At 73.3% G+C, this 18061-nt stretch carries 17 protein-coding genes; 12 read left to right on the top strand and 5 right to left on the bottom strand.

Annotated elements, in window-relative coordinates; genetic code table 11:
- Window positions 1-18: 18 nt before the first annotated feature.
- The 5 genes from ACLJOU_RS12610 to ACLJOU_RS12590 form a co-directional block, all read right to left on the bottom strand.
- Window positions 19-918, bottom strand: coding sequence for a carbohydrate ABC transporter permease (locus ACLJOU_RS12610; protein ID WP_410566818.1), 900 nt, complete (start codon window positions 916-918; stop codon window positions 19-21).
- On the bottom strand, window positions 915-1892 hold the full coding sequence (locus ACLJOU_RS12605) for a carbohydrate ABC transporter permease (protein ID WP_410566816.1): 978 nt from the start codon (window positions 1890-1892) through the stop codon (window positions 915-917). Before ACLJOU_RS12605 ends, ACLJOU_RS12610 begins: the two co-directional genes overlap by 4 nt.
- Window positions 1893-1901: 9 nt before the next feature.
- Window positions 1902-3167, bottom strand: coding sequence for an ABC transporter substrate-binding protein (locus tag ACLJOU_RS12600; protein ID WP_410566814.1), 1266 nt, complete (start codon window positions 3165-3167; stop codon window positions 1902-1904).
- Between the two features lie 216 nt (window positions 3168-3383).
- The gene (locus ACLJOU_RS12595) at window positions 3384-4199 is read right to left on the bottom strand and encodes an endo alpha-1,4 polygalactosaminidase (RefSeq protein ID WP_410566812.1); all 816 of its coding nucleotides are present in this window, start codon (window positions 4197-4199) and stop codon (window positions 3384-3386) included.
- Window positions 4200-4289: 90 nt separating this feature from the next.
- Window positions 4290-5096, bottom strand: a complete 807-nt coding sequence (locus tag ACLJOU_RS12590) for a DeoR/GlpR family DNA-binding transcription regulator (RefSeq protein ID WP_410566810.1) — start codon at window positions 5094-5096, stop codon at window positions 4290-4292.
- A gap of 127 nt (window positions 5097-5223) precedes the next feature.
- On the opposite strand from ACLJOU_RS12590, the gene ACLJOU_RS12585 reads away from it, so the two are divergent.
- The 12 genes from ACLJOU_RS12585 (at window position 5224) to ACLJOU_RS12530 (ending at window position 18044) form a co-directional block, all read left to right on the top strand.
- Complete coding sequence (locus tag ACLJOU_RS12585) at window positions 5224-6354, top strand: SIS domain-containing protein (RefSeq protein WP_410566808.1); 1131 nt, start codon at window positions 5224-5226, stop codon at window positions 6352-6354.
- Between the two features lies 1 nt (window position 6355).
- On the top strand, window positions 6356-7312 hold the full coding sequence (locus ACLJOU_RS12580; RefSeq protein ID WP_410566806.1) for an N-acetylglucosamine kinase: 957 nt from the start codon (window positions 6356-6358) through the stop codon (window positions 7310-7312).
- 9 nt (window positions 7313-7321) lie between these two features.
- Window positions 7322-8239 carry a DMT family transporter gene (locus ACLJOU_RS12575; protein WP_410566804.1) on the top strand — a complete coding sequence of 306 codons (918 nt, stop codon included), beginning with the start codon at window positions 7322-7324 and terminating at the stop codon, window positions 8237-8239.
- Window positions 8236-9144: a 1-phosphofructokinase family hexose kinase gene (locus tag ACLJOU_RS12570; protein WP_410566802.1), complete on the top strand. Its 909-nt coding sequence runs from the start codon at window positions 8236-8238 to the stop codon at window positions 9142-9144. Before ACLJOU_RS12575 ends, ACLJOU_RS12570 begins: the two co-directional genes overlap by 4 nt.
- Window positions 9141-9965 carry a class II fructose-bisphosphate aldolase gene (locus ACLJOU_RS12565; RefSeq protein ID WP_410566800.1) on the top strand — a complete coding sequence of 275 codons (825 nt, stop codon included), beginning with the start codon at window positions 9141-9143 and terminating at the stop codon, window positions 9963-9965. The genes ACLJOU_RS12570 and ACLJOU_RS12565 overlap by 4 nt, the downstream gene beginning before the upstream one ends.
- Window positions 9966-10046: 81 nt before the next feature.
- A complete protein-coding gene (locus tag ACLJOU_RS12560; RefSeq protein WP_410566798.1) occupies window positions 10047-11291 on the top strand; it encodes a serine/threonine-protein kinase in 1245 nt (414 codons plus the stop codon).
- 253 nt (window positions 11292-11544) lie between these two features.
- Window positions 11545-11991, top strand: a complete 447-nt coding sequence (locus ACLJOU_RS12555; RefSeq protein ID WP_410566796.1) for a hypothetical protein — start codon at window positions 11545-11547, stop codon at window positions 11989-11991.
- 25 nt (window positions 11992-12016) lie between these two features.
- Complete coding sequence (locus ACLJOU_RS12550) at window positions 12017-13207, top strand: sensor histidine kinase (RefSeq protein WP_410566794.1); 1191 nt, start codon at window positions 12017-12019, stop codon at window positions 13205-13207.
- Entirely contained in the window at window positions 13207-13857 is a 651-nt protein-coding gene (locus ACLJOU_RS12545) for a response regulator (RefSeq protein ID WP_410566793.1), read from the top strand. Before ACLJOU_RS12550 ends, ACLJOU_RS12545 begins: the two co-directional genes overlap by 1 nt.
- A 51-nt stretch (window positions 13858-13908) precedes the next feature.
- Window positions 13909-14418, top strand: coding sequence for an RDD family protein (locus ACLJOU_RS12540; RefSeq protein WP_410566791.1), 510 nt, complete (start codon window positions 13909-13911; stop codon window positions 14416-14418).
- A gap of 62 nt (window positions 14419-14480) precedes the next feature.
- Window positions 14481-16193: an alpha/beta fold hydrolase gene (locus ACLJOU_RS12535; RefSeq protein WP_410566789.1), complete on the top strand. Its 1713-nt coding sequence runs from the start codon at window positions 14481-14483 to the stop codon at window positions 16191-16193.
- A gap of 489 nt (window positions 16194-16682) precedes the next feature.
- Window positions 16683-18044, top strand: coding sequence for a beta-1,3-glucanase family protein (locus tag ACLJOU_RS12530; protein WP_410566787.1), 1362 nt, complete (start codon window positions 16683-16685; stop codon window positions 18042-18044).
- The last annotated feature ends 17 nt before the right edge of the window (window positions 18045-18061 follow it).

Below are 18061 nucleotides of genomic sequence, written 5' to 3'. Positions count from 1 at the left end.
CGGTGTGTCTGAAGTGGACTAGCCCTTGAGCCCGCTGGCGGTGATGGACTGGATGAACGTCTTCTGCGCGCCGAGGAAGGCCAGCAGCACCGGCAGGACGGTGATGACGTTGCCCGCCATCACCGCGGCCCAGTTCGTGTGGTGCTGGCCCTGGAACGTCGTGAGCCCCAGCTGCAGCGTGTACGTCGTGTCGTGGTTGACCGCGATCAGCGGCCAGGTCAGGTCGTTCCACGTGCTCAGGAACGTCAGCACGGCCACCGTGCTCAGCGCGGGCCGCGACAGCGGGAGCACGATGGTGAACAGCACGCGCAGCCGCGAGCACCCGTCGATCCACGCCGCCTCTTCGAGTTCCCGGGGCAGGGACAGGAAGAACTGGCGCAGCAGGAACACCGCGAACGGCGTCACCAGCGACGGCACGACCAGCGCGCCGAGGGTGTCGATCAGGCCGAGCCGCTTCATCACCAGGAACGTCGGGATCATGGTGAGCTGGAACGGGATCGCCATCGTGGCGACCATCAGCGCGAGCAGCGCCCGGGAGCCGGTGAACCGCATCCGCGCGAACGCGTAGCCGGCCAGCGTGCCGAACACCAGGTTCGACACCACGGTCACCGCCGAGACGATCAGCGAGTTCGCGAACCACCGCACGAAGAGCGCGTTCTGCAGGACATAGCGGTACCCGGAGAAGTCCACCCGGGACGGCCAGAGCGCCGGCGGGAACCGGTTGATCTCGGCGTTGCTCATCGCGGAGCTGAGCAGCAGCCAGACCAGCGGTGCCGCGAACACCAGCGCCAGCGGCACGAGCAGCAGGTGCCACGGGCTGAACGGCCGCCGGGGCCGGTGCAGCGCGGGCAGCGCCGCGCGGGTCGCGGACACGTCGAGCGAAGCGGGCCGTGTCGGCTGTATCGGCTGTGTCCTCATCGCAGCGCCCTCCCGGGCCGGCGCAGCACGCGAAGGATCACCACGACGGCGAGCAGGGCCAACGCGAGCACGTAGGCCGACGCCGCGCCGTAGCCGGCGGTGAAGTTCTTGAACGCCTGCTCCCAGACGAAGTAAACGATGACCGTGGTCGAGCCGAGCGGGCCACCCTTGGTCGTCACGTAGACCAGGTCGAACACCTGCAGCGACGTGATCAGCTGCCACACCACGAGGAACGCCGTCACCGGGGTGACCGCGGGCAGCGTCACGTGCCGGAGCACGCGCCACGTCCCGGCGCCGTCCAGCCGCGCGGCCTCGACCAGCGACGGCGGGACGTCCTGCAGCGCGGCCAGGTACACCACGACGCAGAAGCCGGTGCCGCTCCACAGCGTGATGCCGACCAGCACCAGCAGCGCCTGCGCCGGGTCGGTGAGGAAGCCCTGCGGCGAAACGCCGAGGTGGTGCAGCAGCGAATTCGCCGCGCCGAACTGCGGGTCCAGGATGAAGGAGAACAGCACACCCTGGGCGGTCGCCGACAGCACGAACGGGACGAACACGAGCGTCCGGTAGACGCCGACCAGCCGGATCCGCCGGTTCAGCGCCTGCGCCAGCAGGAACCCGAACAGGATGCTGAGCGGGACGTATAACACCGTGTACAGCACGGTGTTCCCCACGGCTTGGGCGAAGTGCGGGTCCTGGGCGAGGGCGGCGTAGTTGTCGAGGCCGACCCAGCGGCTGGGCGTCACCAGGTCGTCGGCCTGGAACGACAGCAGGAGCGACCAGGCCACGGGCACCACGCCGAGACCGAGGATGATGAGCACGGCGGGGGAGACGTAGGCCCACGCGGCCGCGGTTTCGCGGCGCCGCCGGCGTCGGGCGGGCAGGACCGGGCTTTTCGGGGGTTCCGGGTGGCGGAGCCCCCGGCCCGAGGCGGAGCCTCGGCTCGGCAGGGTGATGGGCCTCGGCAGTCCGGGCATGGCGGCTCCCTATCGCGGAATGATCAGGGCGGCGTTCGCGGCCGCGGCGCAGTCGCGCAGCGCGTCGGCCGGGGTCGCCCGGCCGAGCAGCACGGCGACGATCGCGGTGCCGAGCGCCGCCGACACCTGGGGGTAGGCCGGGTGCACCGGCCGGACGCGGGCGTTCTCCAGCGCGTCGACGAACACCGGCAGGCCCGGGGTGTTGGCGGTTTTCGCCTGCCACGCGGGCAGTTGCTGCGTCCGGCGGCTCAGCGGGAGGCTGCCCGCGCCGTCGTCCCAGCGGACGTCCTGGGCCGGATCCGCCAGCCAGGACAGGAAAGTGCGGGCGGCCGCCACGCGTTCCTCGCCGTTGTCGAACAGCGTCCAGGTGTCCGGACCGGAGATGGTGACCCCACGGCCGCTGAAGCTCGGCAGCGGCACGACCGCGTAGTCAATCCCGGCGTCGGCGATGTCCGGCAGCTGCCACGGCCCGGTCGCGACCATGCCGATGTGCCCGGCTTCGAACGCCTGGTACATCTGCTCGCTGCCGGTCTTGGGATCGAGGTAGACGGCCTTGGCGGCGGCGAGGTCCCGCACGACCTCCAGGGCACGCACGCCCTGCTCGGCGAAGCCGATGCCGCGGCCGTCCGGGCCGATGACGTCGCCGCCGAGGTCCCACACCATCGGCCAGATCCGCCAGACCGTGTCCTCGTCCCCGGTCGCGGGCCACGCGGTGCCGAAGGTGCCGTCACCCGGATCGGTGAGCTTCTTCGCCGTCTCGACGAACTCCGCCCACGTCCACCCCGGGCCGGGCAGCGGGATCCCGGCTTTCTCGAACAGCGCCTTGTTGCACACCACCGCCAGCGAGTCGAGCAGGGCCGGGACCGCCCGGACGCGGCCGTTGACGGTGACCGCTTCCCGCGCCGGCGCCCAGAACCCGGGGCCGGCATCGACCAGTCCGGTGACGTCGACGACGCTGGGACTGCGTGCGACGCTGGCGAGGTCCGAACCGAAGACGTAGGCGATGTCCGGGAAGGACCCCGAGGCGAGCGCCGCGGTGATCTTCTGGAGCATCGCGTCGGCGAGGACACCGCCGCCGAGGTCGATCCGGATCCCGGGGTGGGTCCGGTGGAAGTCGGCGACGAGCGCTTCGAGGACCTTCTTGCCGGTGTCGGTCTGGCCGTGCCAGACCTCGACCGTGACCGGGCCCCCGGTGGCCCGCGCCGGGCCGCAGCCGGCGAGGGCGGCACCGAGGGCCAGACCACCGGCGCCGCGCAGGAATCCGCGGCGGTCCATCAGCGGGCCCGGCCGGGAACGGGGGGAGAAGACATCATCGAAAACTCCGGATGATGGTGGGCACGACCCCGCCTCGGACCTCGAACGGGTCCTGGCGACTCAGTCCGGGCTCGCGGTGAAGACCGACATACCGGCTGGGCATACCTCTGACGCCGGGTGGTGCCGTTCCGGCGTGGACAGCAGTAAAGCGAGCGGATCGGGGTGTGTCAAGGCTGGTCAGCAGGTCTTGCGGACGTACCCGCTCGTGCCCTGCGGCACCACGTACAGGTCACGCCGGACGATGCTGATCCGGCTCTTCCACTCCGGGCAGCCCTTGCTCATCCCGGAGGCGGTGTACTCGACGTCGACCACCCGGTTGCCGAACGGACCCGCGTAGTCGGCGCACTCCTCGTACTCGCCGCATTCCTCCGTCACGGCGAAGTCGAGGCCGTTGGCGACCCGGTTGGCCGCCAGTTCGGGGGTGTTCTTCTGGGCGATGGCGAGGTTCTTGCCGTGGGCGCGGGCGGAGAGGAGCTTGATGTACTCCTGCGCCTGCGTGGCGGTGAGCAGGTCCTCGGACCGGGTGTAGCTGTCGTAGTTGTCGGGCTCGATCGCCTGGTAGCCCTTCGCGGCGCACGTGTCGATCCAGCTGCCGACCTTGGCCGCGACCCGGGTGCGCTTGTCGGCCGTGCGCAGGTCCAGCAGCGTCTCCTGCCAGTCGGGGTCGACGACCTTGGCACCGCTGGAATCGCGGAGCAGCAGGTCGCTCGGCCAGTCGCCGTCCGCGCCCTTCTGGGCCTGGAAAGCGTTGAGGTAGCAGATGTTGTACTTGCCGCTCGCTGGCGCCGCGGAGACGTCCCGGCTGACGATCTGCACGCCCGACGGCGGGGTGTAGGCGCCGCCGATCTGGTAGTCGAAGCCGGCGGCCTGCGGGGGCAGGGTGATCGCGGCCGACGCCGGGGCGGCGACCGCGGCGAGCGTGCCGGCGGCGAGCGCGCCGGCCGCGCCGAGAGAAGCGAGTCGCTTGCCGTGGACGGGGAGGGAAATTCGCATCCGGACTCCATCATCGTCGGGGCTGTCGACGGCGAAAGGTAGGGACGACGGCCACCGCGGTCAACGAAACGCGCATTCGCGCTGCGCGTTTCACCGGTCCTGGGTGGTGGCGGCCTCGACGACGGTGACCCGGACCCCGGCCCGGCGGATCGCCGCGACCGGTCCGGGCGCGGCGGAGGAGTCCGTGATCACCTCGTGCACGTCGTGGATGTCACCCATGCGGGCGAGGGTGGAGCGGCCGAGCTTGCTGCCGTCGGCCAGCACGATCACCCGCTGGGCGCGGCCGAGCATGGCTCGGTTGGTCCGGGCCTCGTTCTCGTCGTGCGTGGTGATGCCCGCGGTGGCGTCGATGCCGTCCACGCCGACGAACGCCGTCCCGACGCTGATCGACGCCAGCACGTGCTCGGCCCACGGGCCGACCAGCTCGTAGGACTGCGGCCGGGCCACGCCTCCGACGACGACGAGCTTCAGCCGCGGGTGCAGGGCCAGGTCCATGGCGATGTTCAGCGCGTTCGTGACCACCGTCAGATCCGCGCGGCCGGGCAGTTCCTTGGCGAGCTCGCTCGTGGTGGAGCCGCCGGTCAGCGCGATCACGTGCGGCCCGGTCGGCAGCGTGCGGATCGCCGCGCGCACGATGGCGCGTTTGGCGTCCCGGGACCGGCCTTCCCGGTAGGGCGGCGGCACTTCGGTCGTGCGCCCGCGGGGCCGCGCACCGCCGTGGGTGCGGGTCAGCAGGCGCTGTTCCTCCAGTTTGGCCAGATCGCGCCGGAGCGTGGCGGGGGAGACGCCGAGCCGGGCGCTGAGCTCGCCCACGTGCAGCGCACCGGTGTCGGCGAGCACCCGCAACAGCTCCGAGAGCCGTTCGGCCCGGGTGGTGCGCCGTTTCCGCGTGGACATCGGCCGAGCCTACGACAGCCGGCGAAACGCTCACTCCGAATGCGCGTTTGGCCGGCGAACCTTGCCCGCCGGACGCGGCGCGGATGAATCTCCGGGAGTACGTCCGGCGAAATCGGAGGCAGCACCTATGCACAGCAGCGGGCGGTGGTCCGGCGACAGCTGGACCGCGCGGGAGATCGGGCAGCAGCCCGCCACCTGGCTGCGGGTGGCGGAGGTCGTGCGGCGGGCCCGGCCGGGAATCGCGGAGCTCGTCGGCGACGGGCGACGGCGGATCGTGCTCACCGGCGCGGGCACGTCGGCGTTCGTCGGCGAGGTCGTGGCCCGCGATCTCGCGCGCCGGCTCGGCCGGCCGGTCGAGGCGATCGCGACCACGGAGATCGTCGCCGACCCGGCCGGCGTGGTCGTGGACGACCGGCCGATCCTGCTGGTGTCCTTCGCGCGCAGCGGCAACAGCCCCGAGTCCGTCGCGGCGGCGGACCTGCTGCACCGGCTGACCCCCGGGCTGCGGCACCTGGTGATCACGTGCGACTCCGGCGGGCAGCTGGCGCGGCGGTGGTCCGGTGCGGCGAACGCCGTCGTGGTGGCCCTGCCGGAGGAGGTCAACGACCGCGGGTTCGCGATGACGTCCTCGTTCACCGGGATGGCGCTGGCGGCCCTGCTCGCCTTCGGGGTCGACGTCGACGTCGCGGCGCTGGCCCGCGCCGGGTCCACTGTGCTCGGCGACGCCGCGGAACACGCGGCGGCGATCGCCGGCGCCAAGCCGGCCCGGCTGGTGTTCCTGGGCTCCGGGCCGCTGCGCGGGCTGGCCCGCGAGGCCGCCCTCAAGTGCCTCGAGCTGACCCGGGGCGAGGTCGTCGGCCTCGCCGACTCCGCACTGGGCTTCCGGCACGGGCCGAAGTCGGTGCTCGACGAGCGCACCGTCGCCGTGATCTTCCTTTCCACCGAGCCGCACACACGGGCCTACGACGTCGACATCGCGCGCGAGCTGGTGCAGTCCCTCGGCGAGGAACGGGTGGTCGTGGTCGGCGGGGAAGCCGACGGCGAGTTCGGCGGCGCCCGGAGCTGGCCGGTGCCCGTACCCGCCGGCCTCCCCGTCGCCGGGTACGCCTTGCTCGCGGTCATCGCCGCGCAGACCACGGCGCTCGCGTGCTCGCTCGCGCTGGGAATCACCCCGGACAACCCCTTTCCCGAAGGGGAGGTGAACCGCGTCGTGCAGGGCGTGGTCATCCACGACTTCGAGCCGCCGGAGGTGGGCTGAGATGTTCCTCGGTGTCGACGGTGGGGGGACGAAGACGGCGTTCTGCCTGGTCGACCCGGATGGCCGGGTCGTGGCGGAGGCCAGGACGGCGAGCGTGTACTACCTGAGCGAAGGCCTCCCGATCGTGGAACCCTTGCTGCGCCAGGGGATCGGCGAAGTCTGCGACACCGCGGGCATTCCCGTTTCCGGCATCACCCACGCCTTCTTCGGCCTACCCGCTTACGGGGAGATCAGCGCCGACGTGCCGGAGCTCGACGCGATCCCGGCCCGCATTCTCGGGACGCGGCACTACCGCTGCGGCAACGACATGATCTGCGGCTGGGCCGGCTCGCTGGGGGCGATCGACGGCATCAACGTCGTCGCCGGCACCGGCTCGATCGCCTACGGCGAACACGACGGCCGGCAGTGGCGCGGCGGTGGCTGGAGCGAGCTGTTCGGGGACGAAGGCTCCGGCTACTGGGTGGCGATCCAGGGCCTGAACGCCTTCAGCCGGATGGTCGACGGGCGGCTGCCCGCGGGCCCGCTCGCCGGCGAGCTGCGGGCGGCCCTCGGGCTCGCCGCCGACTTCGACGCGATCGACGTCGTCGTGAACCGCTGGCACGGCGACCGGGGCCGGATCGCGAACCTGAGCAAGGTCGTGACCCGGGCCGCGGACGCCGGAGACGCCGTCGCGACCGGAATCCTGCGGGAGGCCGGCCGGGAACTCGCGCTGCTCGTGGCCGTCGGCCGGACGGCCCTGCACTTCGAGGCCGGCCACCGCGTTCCGGTCTCGTACTCCGGCGGCATGTTCGCCGCGGCGCCGGTGCTGTCGTCGTTCCGCGATGCGCTCTCGCTCGGCTACGACCTCCGCGAGCCGCTGCTGGAACCGCACATCGGTGCCGCGCTCTACGCGGCGCGCCTGCACGGACACCCGCTGCGGGCCGAGCAAGTCCACCCGACCGCGTCCCTGCCTCGCTGAGGAGCCGAGATGACCGGACCAGGTTCGCCCACCCGCGGCTGGATCCCGTACGCGGGACTGCTGGTGTTGTTCTGGGGCGTGTGGGGAGCGATCTCCAGCCTGCCCACCAAGCTCTACGCCTACCCCGACCCGATGGTGTACGTCATCTGGGCGCTGACCATGCTCGTGCCCGCGTGGGTTTCGTTGCGGGGCACGAAGTTCGACCGCGGCCGGGTCGCCGCCGGGTACGGGCTGGCGATCGGGCTCACCGGCGCGGGCGGCCAGCTGCTGCTGTTCAAGGCCCTCACGATCGGACCGGCGTACGTCATCTTCCCGATCGTCGCGCTGTCCCCGGCGATCACGGTGCTGCTGGCGTTCGTCGCGCTGCGGGAACGGCTCGGCGGGTGGTCGTGGGCCGGGGTGGTGCTCGCGCTCGTCGCCGTCGTGCTGTTCTCCGTGTCCACGGGGGACGGTGGCGACAGCGGATGGCTCTACCTGCTGCTGGCCGCGGGAGTGTGCGTGGCGTGGGGTGTCCAGGCGTTCTTCATGCGCAAGGCCGCGCTCGCCGGCGTGGACGACGCTTCGACGTTCGGCTGGATGACGGTCAGCGGGCTGCTGCTGATCCCGGTCGCCGTGCTGATGATGGGCGGGCTGCCGCTGGGCTTCCCGTGGCAGGCGCCCGCGCTCACCGCCGGGACCCAGCTGCTGAACGCGGTCGGCGCGCTGTTCCTCGTGATGGCGATGAGCCGGGGCAAGGCGTCGATCGTGGCGCCGGTGACCAACGCACTGGCCCCGGTGTTGACCATCGTCCTCTCCCTGCTGTTCTTCGGCGCGGCACCGACCGGCTTCCAGCTCGCGGGCATCGTGCTGGCCCTCGCCGGCTCGACGCTGATGGTCCACCGCGCGGAGAAGAGCAGCGAGCCGCTGCCCAGCACCGCGGCCTCATGACGCCGCGGATCATCACGGTCACCCTCAACCCCGCCGTCGACGTGACCTACCGGGTCGGCGAACTGCACCTGGGCGGGACCACCCGGGTGCCGGACGTCCGGTCCCGCGCCGGCGGCAAGGGCGTCAACGTCGCGGCCGTGGTCCGGGCGCTGGGTGGCGACAGCCTGGTGCTGGCCCTGACCACGACCCGGGAACCCGACGAGTTCCGGGACGGCCTGGCGGAGCTCGGCCTTCCGCACCGGCTCGTCCCGGCGCTGCCCGCGGTGCGGCGGACCGTCGCGGTGGTGACCCCCGCGGAGGGCACGACGATGTTGCAGGAGAACGGTTCCGCGGCCGACGAGACCGCGGAAGCGGGCATTGCCGCCGCTCTCGACGCCGAGCTGCCGGCCGACGGCGTCGTCATCTCGGGCAGCGTGCCCGAGGGACTCGGCGCCGACGTCCCGGCGAAGCTGGCTCGGCTGTGCGTCCGCCGCGGCGTGCCCGTCATCGCCGACGTCTCCGGCGCCGCCCTCCGCGAGGCCGCCGGAAGCGGCGCGGTGCTCATGCCGAACGAGGACGAACTGGCGGAACTTGCCGGTCCCGGGGCCTGCCGGGACCTCGTGGCCGCGGGAGCGCCCGCGGTGGTGGCCACCTTCGGCAGCGAGGGGGCGATGGCCGTCACCGCGGAGGGCGCGTGGCGGGCCCGGCCGGCCGAAGTCGTCACCGGCAATCCCGCCGGGGCCGGGGACGCGGGAGCCGCCGCGCTGGCCCTGCACCTGGCCCGGTCCGAAGTGCACTGGCCGGCGGCGCTGGCGGACGTGGTCGCCACGTCGGCCGCCGCCGTCCGGCGGCCGGTCGCCGGCGAGATCGACGTCGAGGCCAGGAACCGGTGGATTCGTGCCGTCGAAGTGGAGAGGATGCGATGAACTGGGCCGGCTTGCTGGACGACCTGCGCGCGCAGCGGCGCGGGATCGGGGCGTTCAACGCGATCCTGATCGAGCACGCCGAGGCCGTCGTGGCCGGTGCGGAACGCAGCGGGCTCCCGGTGGTGCTGCAGATCTCGCAGAACGCCGTCCGCTACCACGGTTCGCTCGCGCCGTTCGCGCTCGCCTGCCTGCGGCTGGCCGACGCCGCGACCGTGCCCGTCCTGGTCCACCTCGACCACATCGAGGACGAGGAGCTGATCGACGAGGGACTCGCGCTGGGCATCACCTCCGTGATGTTCGACGCGGCCGCGCTGCCCTACGCCGAGAACGTGGCCCGGACGAAGGCCGTGGTCGAGCGCTGCCACGCCGCGGGCTGCCGCGTCGAGGCGGAGCTCGGCGAGATCGGCGGCAAGGACGGCGCCCACGCCCCCGGCGTGCGCACGGACCCTGCCGAAGCCCGCGAGTTCGCCGCCGCGACCGGCGTGGACTCCCTGGCCGTGGCCGTCGGCTCGTCGCACGCCATGGCCGACCGCAGCGCGGTGCTCGACGAGGACCTGATCGCCGCGCTCGCCCGCAGCGTCCCCGTGCCGCTGGTGCTGCACGGCTCCTCCGGCGTGCCCGACGAGGGCCTGCGCGGGGCGGTGGCGAGCGGCATCGTGAAGGTCAACGTCGGAACGCGGCTGAACCAGGTGCTCACGGCCTCGGTGCGCGCGGCGCTCGGGCAGCACGCGACGCTCACCGACCCCCGCCGCTACCTGGCCCCCGGCCGGGACGCGGTGCGCGACGAAGTGGCCCGGTTGCTCACCCTGCTCGCGAAGTGAGCCCGGCCTCACGCAGTTCGCGTTTGCGCGACCCCCCACCGCGGGTACCGGAGGGACACACGAGCCGGATGGGGGCTGCCGATGACGAACGATCTGCCCGGCGTGATCGCCGGGCGGTACGAGCTCGGGCCGCTGCTCGGCCGGGGCGCCACCGCGCGGGTCCACCGGGCGGTCGACCGCGAGCTGGGGCGCGAGGTCGCCGTCAAGGTCTACGACAGTCACGTGGTGGCCGTCGAGCAGCTGCGCCGGGCCCGGGAGAAGACCTTGCTGGCCAGCGTGCAGCACCCCGGCGTCGTCGCGGTGTACGACAGCGGCACCGAGGGTGACCGGCCGTACCTGGTCATGCAGCTGGTCGACGGGGAGAACCTCGCCGAGCGGTTGTGCGCCGGGCCGTTCACCGCGGCGGAGGTGAGCGAGCTGGCGATCCGGCTGGCGGACGCGCTGGCCCACGTCCACGCCCGGCACATCGTCCACCGCGACCTGAAACCGGCGAACGTCCTGCTGGGGCCGGACGGTCCGCTGATCACCGACTTCGGCATCGCGCACGCCCTGGACGCCACGCACCTCACCGGCACCGGCCTGGTCACCGGCACGGCCGCGTACCTGGCGCCGGAGCAGATCCTGGGGGAGCACGCCGGCCCGCCGGCCGACATCTACGCGCTCGGCCTGATCCTGGTCGAGTGCTTGACCGCGCGGCTCGAGTTCCCCGGCACCCTCGCGGAGTCCGCGGCGGCCCGGCTGCACCGCGCACCGCGGATCCCCGACGGCACACCGGACCCGCTCGCGGACGTGGTGCGCCGGATGACCGCCCGCGACCCCGCCGACCGGCCGAGCGCCGAGCAGGTCCGGCAGTGGCTGCGCGAGCCGTCCCTGGTGGTCGCGACGGTTCCGGTCGTGGCTGCGGGCGTGCCCGTGGGTGAGCACGACCGGCACCACGACGGCGACCGCGAGGCCGGGCAGGCCCCGGCGCGCCGCCGTCCGCTGGCCGTGGCCGGCGGCCTCGCGACGGTGGCCGCGGCGGCGGTACTGGCGGCGGTGCTCAGCAGGCCGGCCGACCCGGGGCCGGCGCCGGTCCTGGTGCCCGAGGCCGCGCCGGGGACGAGCTCGGTCCCGGTCCCGGCGCAGGTCACGCTGACCCCGGCGTCGGCGGTCGTGCTGGCCTCGGCGCAGGCCGGGAAGCCCGCGGACGTGGTCGCCGTCGAACCGCCGAAGGGCAAGCCGGAGGGCGGCCCGGGGAAGGGCGGCGGCCCGGCGAAACGGGATGCCGGACCGCACCAGGCCGCCGCAGGGGGCCCGGGCTCCGGCGGGCCGCCGGGGAAGCGGTAGCCGTTTCCCCGGCCGCGGCCGGGCGCCGACCCACCGCCTTCGCGTGTGGTCGGGTTCGCTGTCGAGGCTGTCAACCCTGCCGAGGCCGCCGGAGTTCGGCGTCCGGCGGGCTCAGGTCGCCGTTGCGCGCCCAGCCCGCCCCCGATCACCTAGGCACCGGTTCGCCATGGCCCGGGCCGTCGCCTCGGCCGAAAGGACGAGACGAGCGCGGCTCAGCCGGTGGCCCGGTGCGGCGAGTCCTAACTTCCCCGGTATGACCACCGAAACGCTGCGGGAAAACCCGCCCACCACGATCATCGCCGCCTTCTTCGGTTTCCTGGTTTCCACGGTATCCGCGATCGCCGGCGCCTTGCTCATCCTGAGCGCGCGCGACGAGATCGCGGCCACCCTGCGCCGGGCCAACCCCGGGATGCCGGCGGACCAGCTCGACCGGCTCACCCTGCTGGGGCAGCTCGTCCCGGTCGCCATCGCCGTGGTCATCGCGCTGGTCTACCTGTGGCTGTCGTTCAAGCTCAAGGCCGGCCGCAACTGGGCCCGCGTCACCCTGACCGTCTTCACCCTGCTGCAGGCCGCGTCGCTGCTGACCACCGCGCCGTCGTGGGCGGCGTCGGTGAGCTGCGGGGTGGCCGTCGTCGCGACCGTGCTCGGGTACCTGCCGCCGTCCAACCGCTACATCGCCGGGGTCCGGCGGGCGGGCTGAACCGGGCCGGAGGATCATGACGGCCATGCGCGGAGCGGGGGCCGGGGTCCGGCGCGGCATGCTCGGCACGGAGCTCGCGGTGCTGGCCGCGGCGATCGTCGCCGACGCGGTGCTGGTGCTGCGTACCCCCGGCGGGGGCGGCAGCTGGGCCGCGCCCCTGACCGGCGTGCTCGCCTCCACGGGAACCGCGATCCCGGTCCTGGCCGTGCTGCGGCGGCGCTTCCCCCGCCACGTCGGCGTGCTCGGGAGCGTCGTCGCCGCGCTGTCGGCGATCGGCACGGCCGTGTCGATCGCCGGGGACACCCGGAGCCAGCCGCCGGTCGCCGAGATCGTGGCGGCCGGGATCCTCACCGCCTCGGCCGGCCGCAAGCTGGAGCCGAAGTACGCGGCCGCGCTCGCACCGGTGCTCGGCGCCGTCATGATCGCCGCGCCGCTGCTGCGCTACGGCAGCGGCGAGCCGGCGACCCTGCTGGCGGTGGCCGCCGCGGCGTACTGGGGTGCCTGCGTCGGGGTCGGGCTGATCCTGCGGGCGGCCGACGGCCGGCAGCGCGACGCGCTGGACCGCGTGCGCGCCCACGAACGCCTGCAGCTGGCCAGGGAGCTGCACGACCTGGTGTCCCACCACGTCAGCGGGATCGTCGTCCGCGTGCAGGCCGCGCGGGCGATCACCGAGGCGAACGCGGACGTCGGCGGGCACGCGGCGGTCTACCGCGAGATCGAGGGAGCGGGCGGCGCGGCACTGGCCGCCGCGCGCCGGCTCGTCGAGATGCTGCGGGACACCGAGGACGTGCCACCGCACTCCGGTGCCGTCCTCGGTGACGTGGTGCGCGCCGCCGCCGGCTCCGCCGCCCGGGTGGACGTCGCCGAGGAGCTGGACCAGCTGCCGGTGCCGTCCCCGGTGGCCACGACCGTCCACCGCGTCGTGACCGAAGCGCTGACCAACGTCCGCCGGCACGCGCCGGGTGCGACGGACGTGGCCGTCTCCGTCCGGGTCGAAGCCGACGAGCTCGTGCTCGAGGTGCGCAACGACGGTGTCCCCGCCGCATCCCCGTCCGCACGCGGCGGGTTCGGGATCACCGGCATGACCGAGCGGCTGGCCATGCTGGGCGGCCGGCTGACCGCGGGGCGGGAGGCCGGTGCGCGGTGGCGGGTCGTGGCGCGGTTCCCCCTGGGCGGCGAGGATTCGCCGTTCGACGCGTTGCCGAGGGGGATCTGATGGCCATCCGGGTGCTCGTCGCCGACGACCAGGTGCTGGTGCGCACCGGTTTCCGGCTCGTGCTCGACGCCGCGCCGGACATCGACGTGATCGCCGAAGCCGCCGACGGGGAGGCCGCGGTCCGGCTGGCGCGGCAACTGCGGCCGGACGTCACGCTGATGGACATCCGGATGCCCAAAGTGGACGGTCTGCGGGCCACCGAGCTGCTGGCCGGCCCGGGGGTCGCCCACCCGCTCCGGGTCGTGGTGGTGACGACCTACGACGCGGACGAGAACGTCTACGCCGCCCTGCTCGGCGGCGCCAGCGGGTTCCTGCTCAAGGACGCCGGTCCCCGGATGCTGGTGGACGCGGTGCGCGCGGCGGCCGGCGGGGAGGCGATGGTCTCGCCTTCGGTCACCGTGCGCCTGCTGGCCCGGTTCACCGAAAAGGCGCGGCTGCGCACGCAGGGCACACCGGGCCTGCTGACCGAGCGCGAGTCCGATGTGGTCCTCGCGGTCGCCCGCGGCCGGACCAACGCCGAGATCGCCGACGACCTCCGCGTCTCCCTGTCGACGGTCAAGACCCACCTGGCGAGCGTGCAGCGCAAGCTCGAACTCCGGAACCGCACGGAGATCGCGGTTTGGGCGTGGCAGCGCGGGTTGCTGGGCTGAGGTGCCCCGCTTGACCGGTGTGCAAGACTCGCCGAGTGTGCTGTCAGCGCGGTGACCATCCCGGTCCGGCGGCGAGAGGTGCCGGCGCGGCTGGGGATGGCGGGCCGCCGGGTCGTCCAGGCGGTGCTGGACCAGGCGCTGGCCACCGGCTTGGGGATGTTCGCCGGGCTGGGGGCGGGCCTCGTCGTCATTCCACCGGTGCAGTGGGGTTTGCTGCCGCCGAAGGCGGTGCTGTGGGTGCCACTCGTCACGTTCCTCGCCGTCAGCTACGTCTTCGACGCCGTGATCCAGATCTGGATCCCCCTGCGCCGGGGCGGGATCACCCCGGGCATGCTGGTGACGGGGCTGCGCGTGGAAACCCTGCGCGGCGGGCCGCCGAAGGTGCGCGCCTACGTCTTCCGGTGGCTGCTGTGCACGGTCGACGGGCTGTTGTTCGGCTTGGTGGCCGTCGTCAGCATCGTGGTGACCCGGCGGCAGCAGCGGATCGGTGATCTCGTGGCGCGGACGCTCGTCGTGCGCGTGGACGGCGGACCGGAGACTCCTTCTCGTACTTTCGGTTGATCCCGGCGCCGGGAGCGCGCGCCATACTCCGGGTGATCATTCACTCGGACGAGGGACATCCTGTGAAGAAGAAATCAGCGGGCCGGGTGCTGGCCGCCGCCGTGCTGCTCGCGCTGCCGGCGGTTCCGGCGGGAACGGCGGCCGCGGCCGGGCCGGCGCCGGACCGCTACACCGGCCAGCAGCTGGCCTGGGGAGCGTGCCCGTTCCCCGTCACCACCGGGGCGAAGCCGGCCGAATGCGCGCTGGTCACCGTGCCGCGGGACTGGGCGAACCCGGACGCCGGGGTGGACCTGAGCGTGTCGATCAGCCGCGTCGCGGCGACGGGGGAGCGCACCGGCGCCCTGCTCGTGAACCCGGGTGGTCCCGGCGGCCAGGGCAGTTCGCTGGCGGGTGCGCTGGCGGGCCTGGAGCCGGGCGTGAACGAGCGGTACGACTTCATCGGCATGGACCCCCGGGGCACCGGACACGAAGGCGTCCCGGACACGGCGTTCGCCTGCCGGGTGCCGACGGGACGGCTGCCGCAGGGCCCGCTCGACGCGCGTGACCGCTCCGCCGCCAGCATCGCCGAGCACCGGAAGACGCCGCGGGCGGTCGCGGAGGCGTGTCAGAGTGACGCGATCACGCCGTTCGTCACGACCTGGCAGACCGCGCACGACATGGAGCTGATCCGGACCCTGCTGGGGGAGCGGAAGCTCAACTACCTCGGGTACTCCTACGGGACCTGGCTCGGCGCCAAGTACGCGTCGCTGTTCCCGGGCAGCGTGGGCAAGGTGGTGCTCGACTCGAGCGTCGACTTCGAAGGCCGGCTGCAGGCCGACTTCGAGGCGTTCCCGAAGAGCGGGCAGCGGCAGACGGACGACGTCTTCGTGCCGTGGCTGTCGCGTCAGTTCCCGGCCCAGCTCGGTGCTTCGCCGGCCGAGGTGAAGCAGAAGATCGAGCGGCTGCGCGCGTATTACGCCGGGCTCGGGCTGGCCCCGGACCAGTTCGACGCCCTCTTCGCCGGCAACGGCAGCGAGATCCGGTGGATCCTCATCGCCGCGGCGCTCGTCGCCGGCGCCGGTGAGCTCGACGGCAAGCCCGTCCAGGCTCCGGCGGCGCTCGCCGAGCAGCTGGACACCTCGTCCGCGGCCGCGTTCGGCAAGCCGCTGGCCCGGCTGACCGGCGCCGACGTCGCCGCCGGGCTCGCCGCGACGGAACCGGACTACAGCAAGGTTTCCGGCACGCGCTACGCGGTGGCGTGCGGCGACCAGCCGACCAAGAGCGCCGACTGGTACAAGCGCCTGTCCGACCGCCAGGGCCCGCAGTACCCGATCTACGGCTGGGCCTACGGTCTCACCGAGCCGTGCGGGTTCTGGACCGACGCTCCCCGGCAGGTCCTGGCCGGGCTCCCGGCCGAAGCCGCGGGCCACGTCCTGGTGGTCCAGGGCGAGTTCGACCCGCAAACCGGTTACGAGCAGGCACGTTCGGCGGTCCGCGCCGCCGGGGTCCCGATGGTCTCGGTCGACGACGCGGCGTTCCACGGCCAGTACGCCCTGGGCGGCAACCCGTGCGTCGACGGCATGGTGAACGTCTTCCTGCTCGCGAACTCCCGGCCCGGACCGGCCACCTGCCCGGGGGTCCCGCTGCCCGGGGAGGACAGCGTCTTCCCGGTGGCGGGTCCGGTGACCGGCGGGCACGCGGCGACGGCGGCCGTGGCCGGTGCGGCCGACACCCGGACGTCGGCGTTGCGCGCCGCGGTGCGCCGCAGCATCAGCGACCTCAACGACGGGCGCTGAGGGCGGTCGCCCGGACGGCCCGTGACTGCCCCGCGGGGGGCCGGAGAAGTCACGTGCGCCGGGCGGCGAAGGTGCGGTGGGGCGGGCCGGCGGCGGCCCGCCCCACCGAATGCGCTGCTGGTGCTGCCGGGCGAGCCCACCGGCGGCGGCCGCGTGCGGCACCGGAGTGGGCGATGGCGGTGGGGTGGGGGTGTTCGCAGGGTCCGACGGCGCGATGCACGAGCTCGCTGGGCATGGCTGACTCCTGGTGAGCCGGCCCCTGGGCGGGTGGCGGCGCCACGCAGAGGAAGGAGGTGGAACCGGTTCCGAGGATCGCCGCGGGCGGCGGATCTGTCAAGGGTTGACAGGTCGGGTGCGGTGGTATGAACCTTTTCACCGATCGTTCCCACCGGCCCTCCCAGGGCATCCGCCCGGTGTTCCGGGACGAGCCGGACCACGCCGTTGCCTGACTGGCGGCGGGTCCGCCCGCTTCCCAGCCAGGGAGGAACCATGTCCACGAACGCCCCGCCGCGGCACCGTCGCCGCGGACCCCGTGCCCGCTTGGCGACGCTCGCGGCGGCCGTCGCCGTCGCCGCGCTCGGTTTCGCCGTCCCGTCGGCGCACGCCGCCGACTCGGTCATTTCCCAGGGGAAAGCCGCCACCGCGTCGTCGGTGGAGAACGCCGGCACCCCCGCGGCCGCCGCGGTGGACGGCAACACCGGCACCCGCTGGTCGTCGCAGTTCAGCGATCCCCAGTGGCTCCAGGTCGACCTCGGCGGCGCGGCGACCGTCAGCCAGGTCGTGCTGCGCTGGGAGGCGGCTTACGCCACGGCCTACCAGATCCAGCTGTCCGACAACGGCTCCAGCTGGTCCACTGTGTACCAGACGACGACCGGAACCGGCGGCACGCAGACGCTGAACGTCACCGGCTCCGGGCGGTACGTGCGGTTGTCCACGACCGCGCGGGCCACCCCCTACGGCGTCTCGCTGTGGGAGTTCCAGGTCTACGGCACCGGCGGCGGGACGACCCAGCCCGGCGCGGGCACGCCGCCCGACTCGTTCTGGGGTGACACCAGCACCATCCCGGCCGCGCGGAACGTGCTCACGGTCAAGGTGCTCAACCGGACGAACGGCAAGTACCCGGACAGCCAGGTGTACTGGAACTTCGGCGGCCAGACCCACTCGATCGCCGAGCAGCCCTACATCGACATGCCGGCCAACTCGGCCGGCCGGATGTACTTCTACCTGGGCACCCCGAACGGCCAGTACGCCGACTTCATCGAGTTCACCGTCGGCCCGGACGCGTTCAACGGCAACACGACCCGGGTGGACGCGTTCGCGCTGAAGCTCGCCATGCGGCTGCACGCGCACGACGGCTACGACGTGCAGGTCGGCGACGACTACGGCCTGTTCCAGGAGGACCGCTCGGCCACCTTCGCCCGGTTCCAGGCCGAGGTGCCGACCGAGTTCAAGGGCCTGGCCACGGTGAACGCGCCGTACCGGATCCCGGCCCCGGGCAGCGCCCCGGACTTCCGCACCGGCGGCAAGTACGCGAACTACTTCACCTCCTACGCCCAGTCGGTCGGGGTGAACGAGCCCACGTCGAACATCACCGGCTGCGCCGGATCGCTGGCGGGCAACCCCGACATGTGCGCGGCGCTGAACCGCCACACGGCCCACCTGCCGCAGTCGCAGTGGCAGGACCCGTCGCGCTACTACCAGGCGGCGCCGGCGAACTACTACGCGAAGTTCTGGCACGACCACGGCATCAACCACCTCGCGTACGGCTTCCCGTACGACGACGTGGCCGGGCAGTCCTCGTTCGTCTCGCACGGGGACCCGCAGTGGCTGGTGGTCGCCGTCGGCTGGTGACCGGCGCGACCCGCGGT

The organism is Amycolatopsis sp. cmx-4-61 (genome assembly GCF_046548775.1).
Taxonomy (GTDB): Bacteria; Actinomycetota; Actinomycetes; order Mycobacteriales; family Pseudonocardiaceae; genus Amycolatopsis.
Note: the sequence above shows the minus strand (reverse complement) of the source record. Positions and strands in the feature narration are given on the sequence as shown.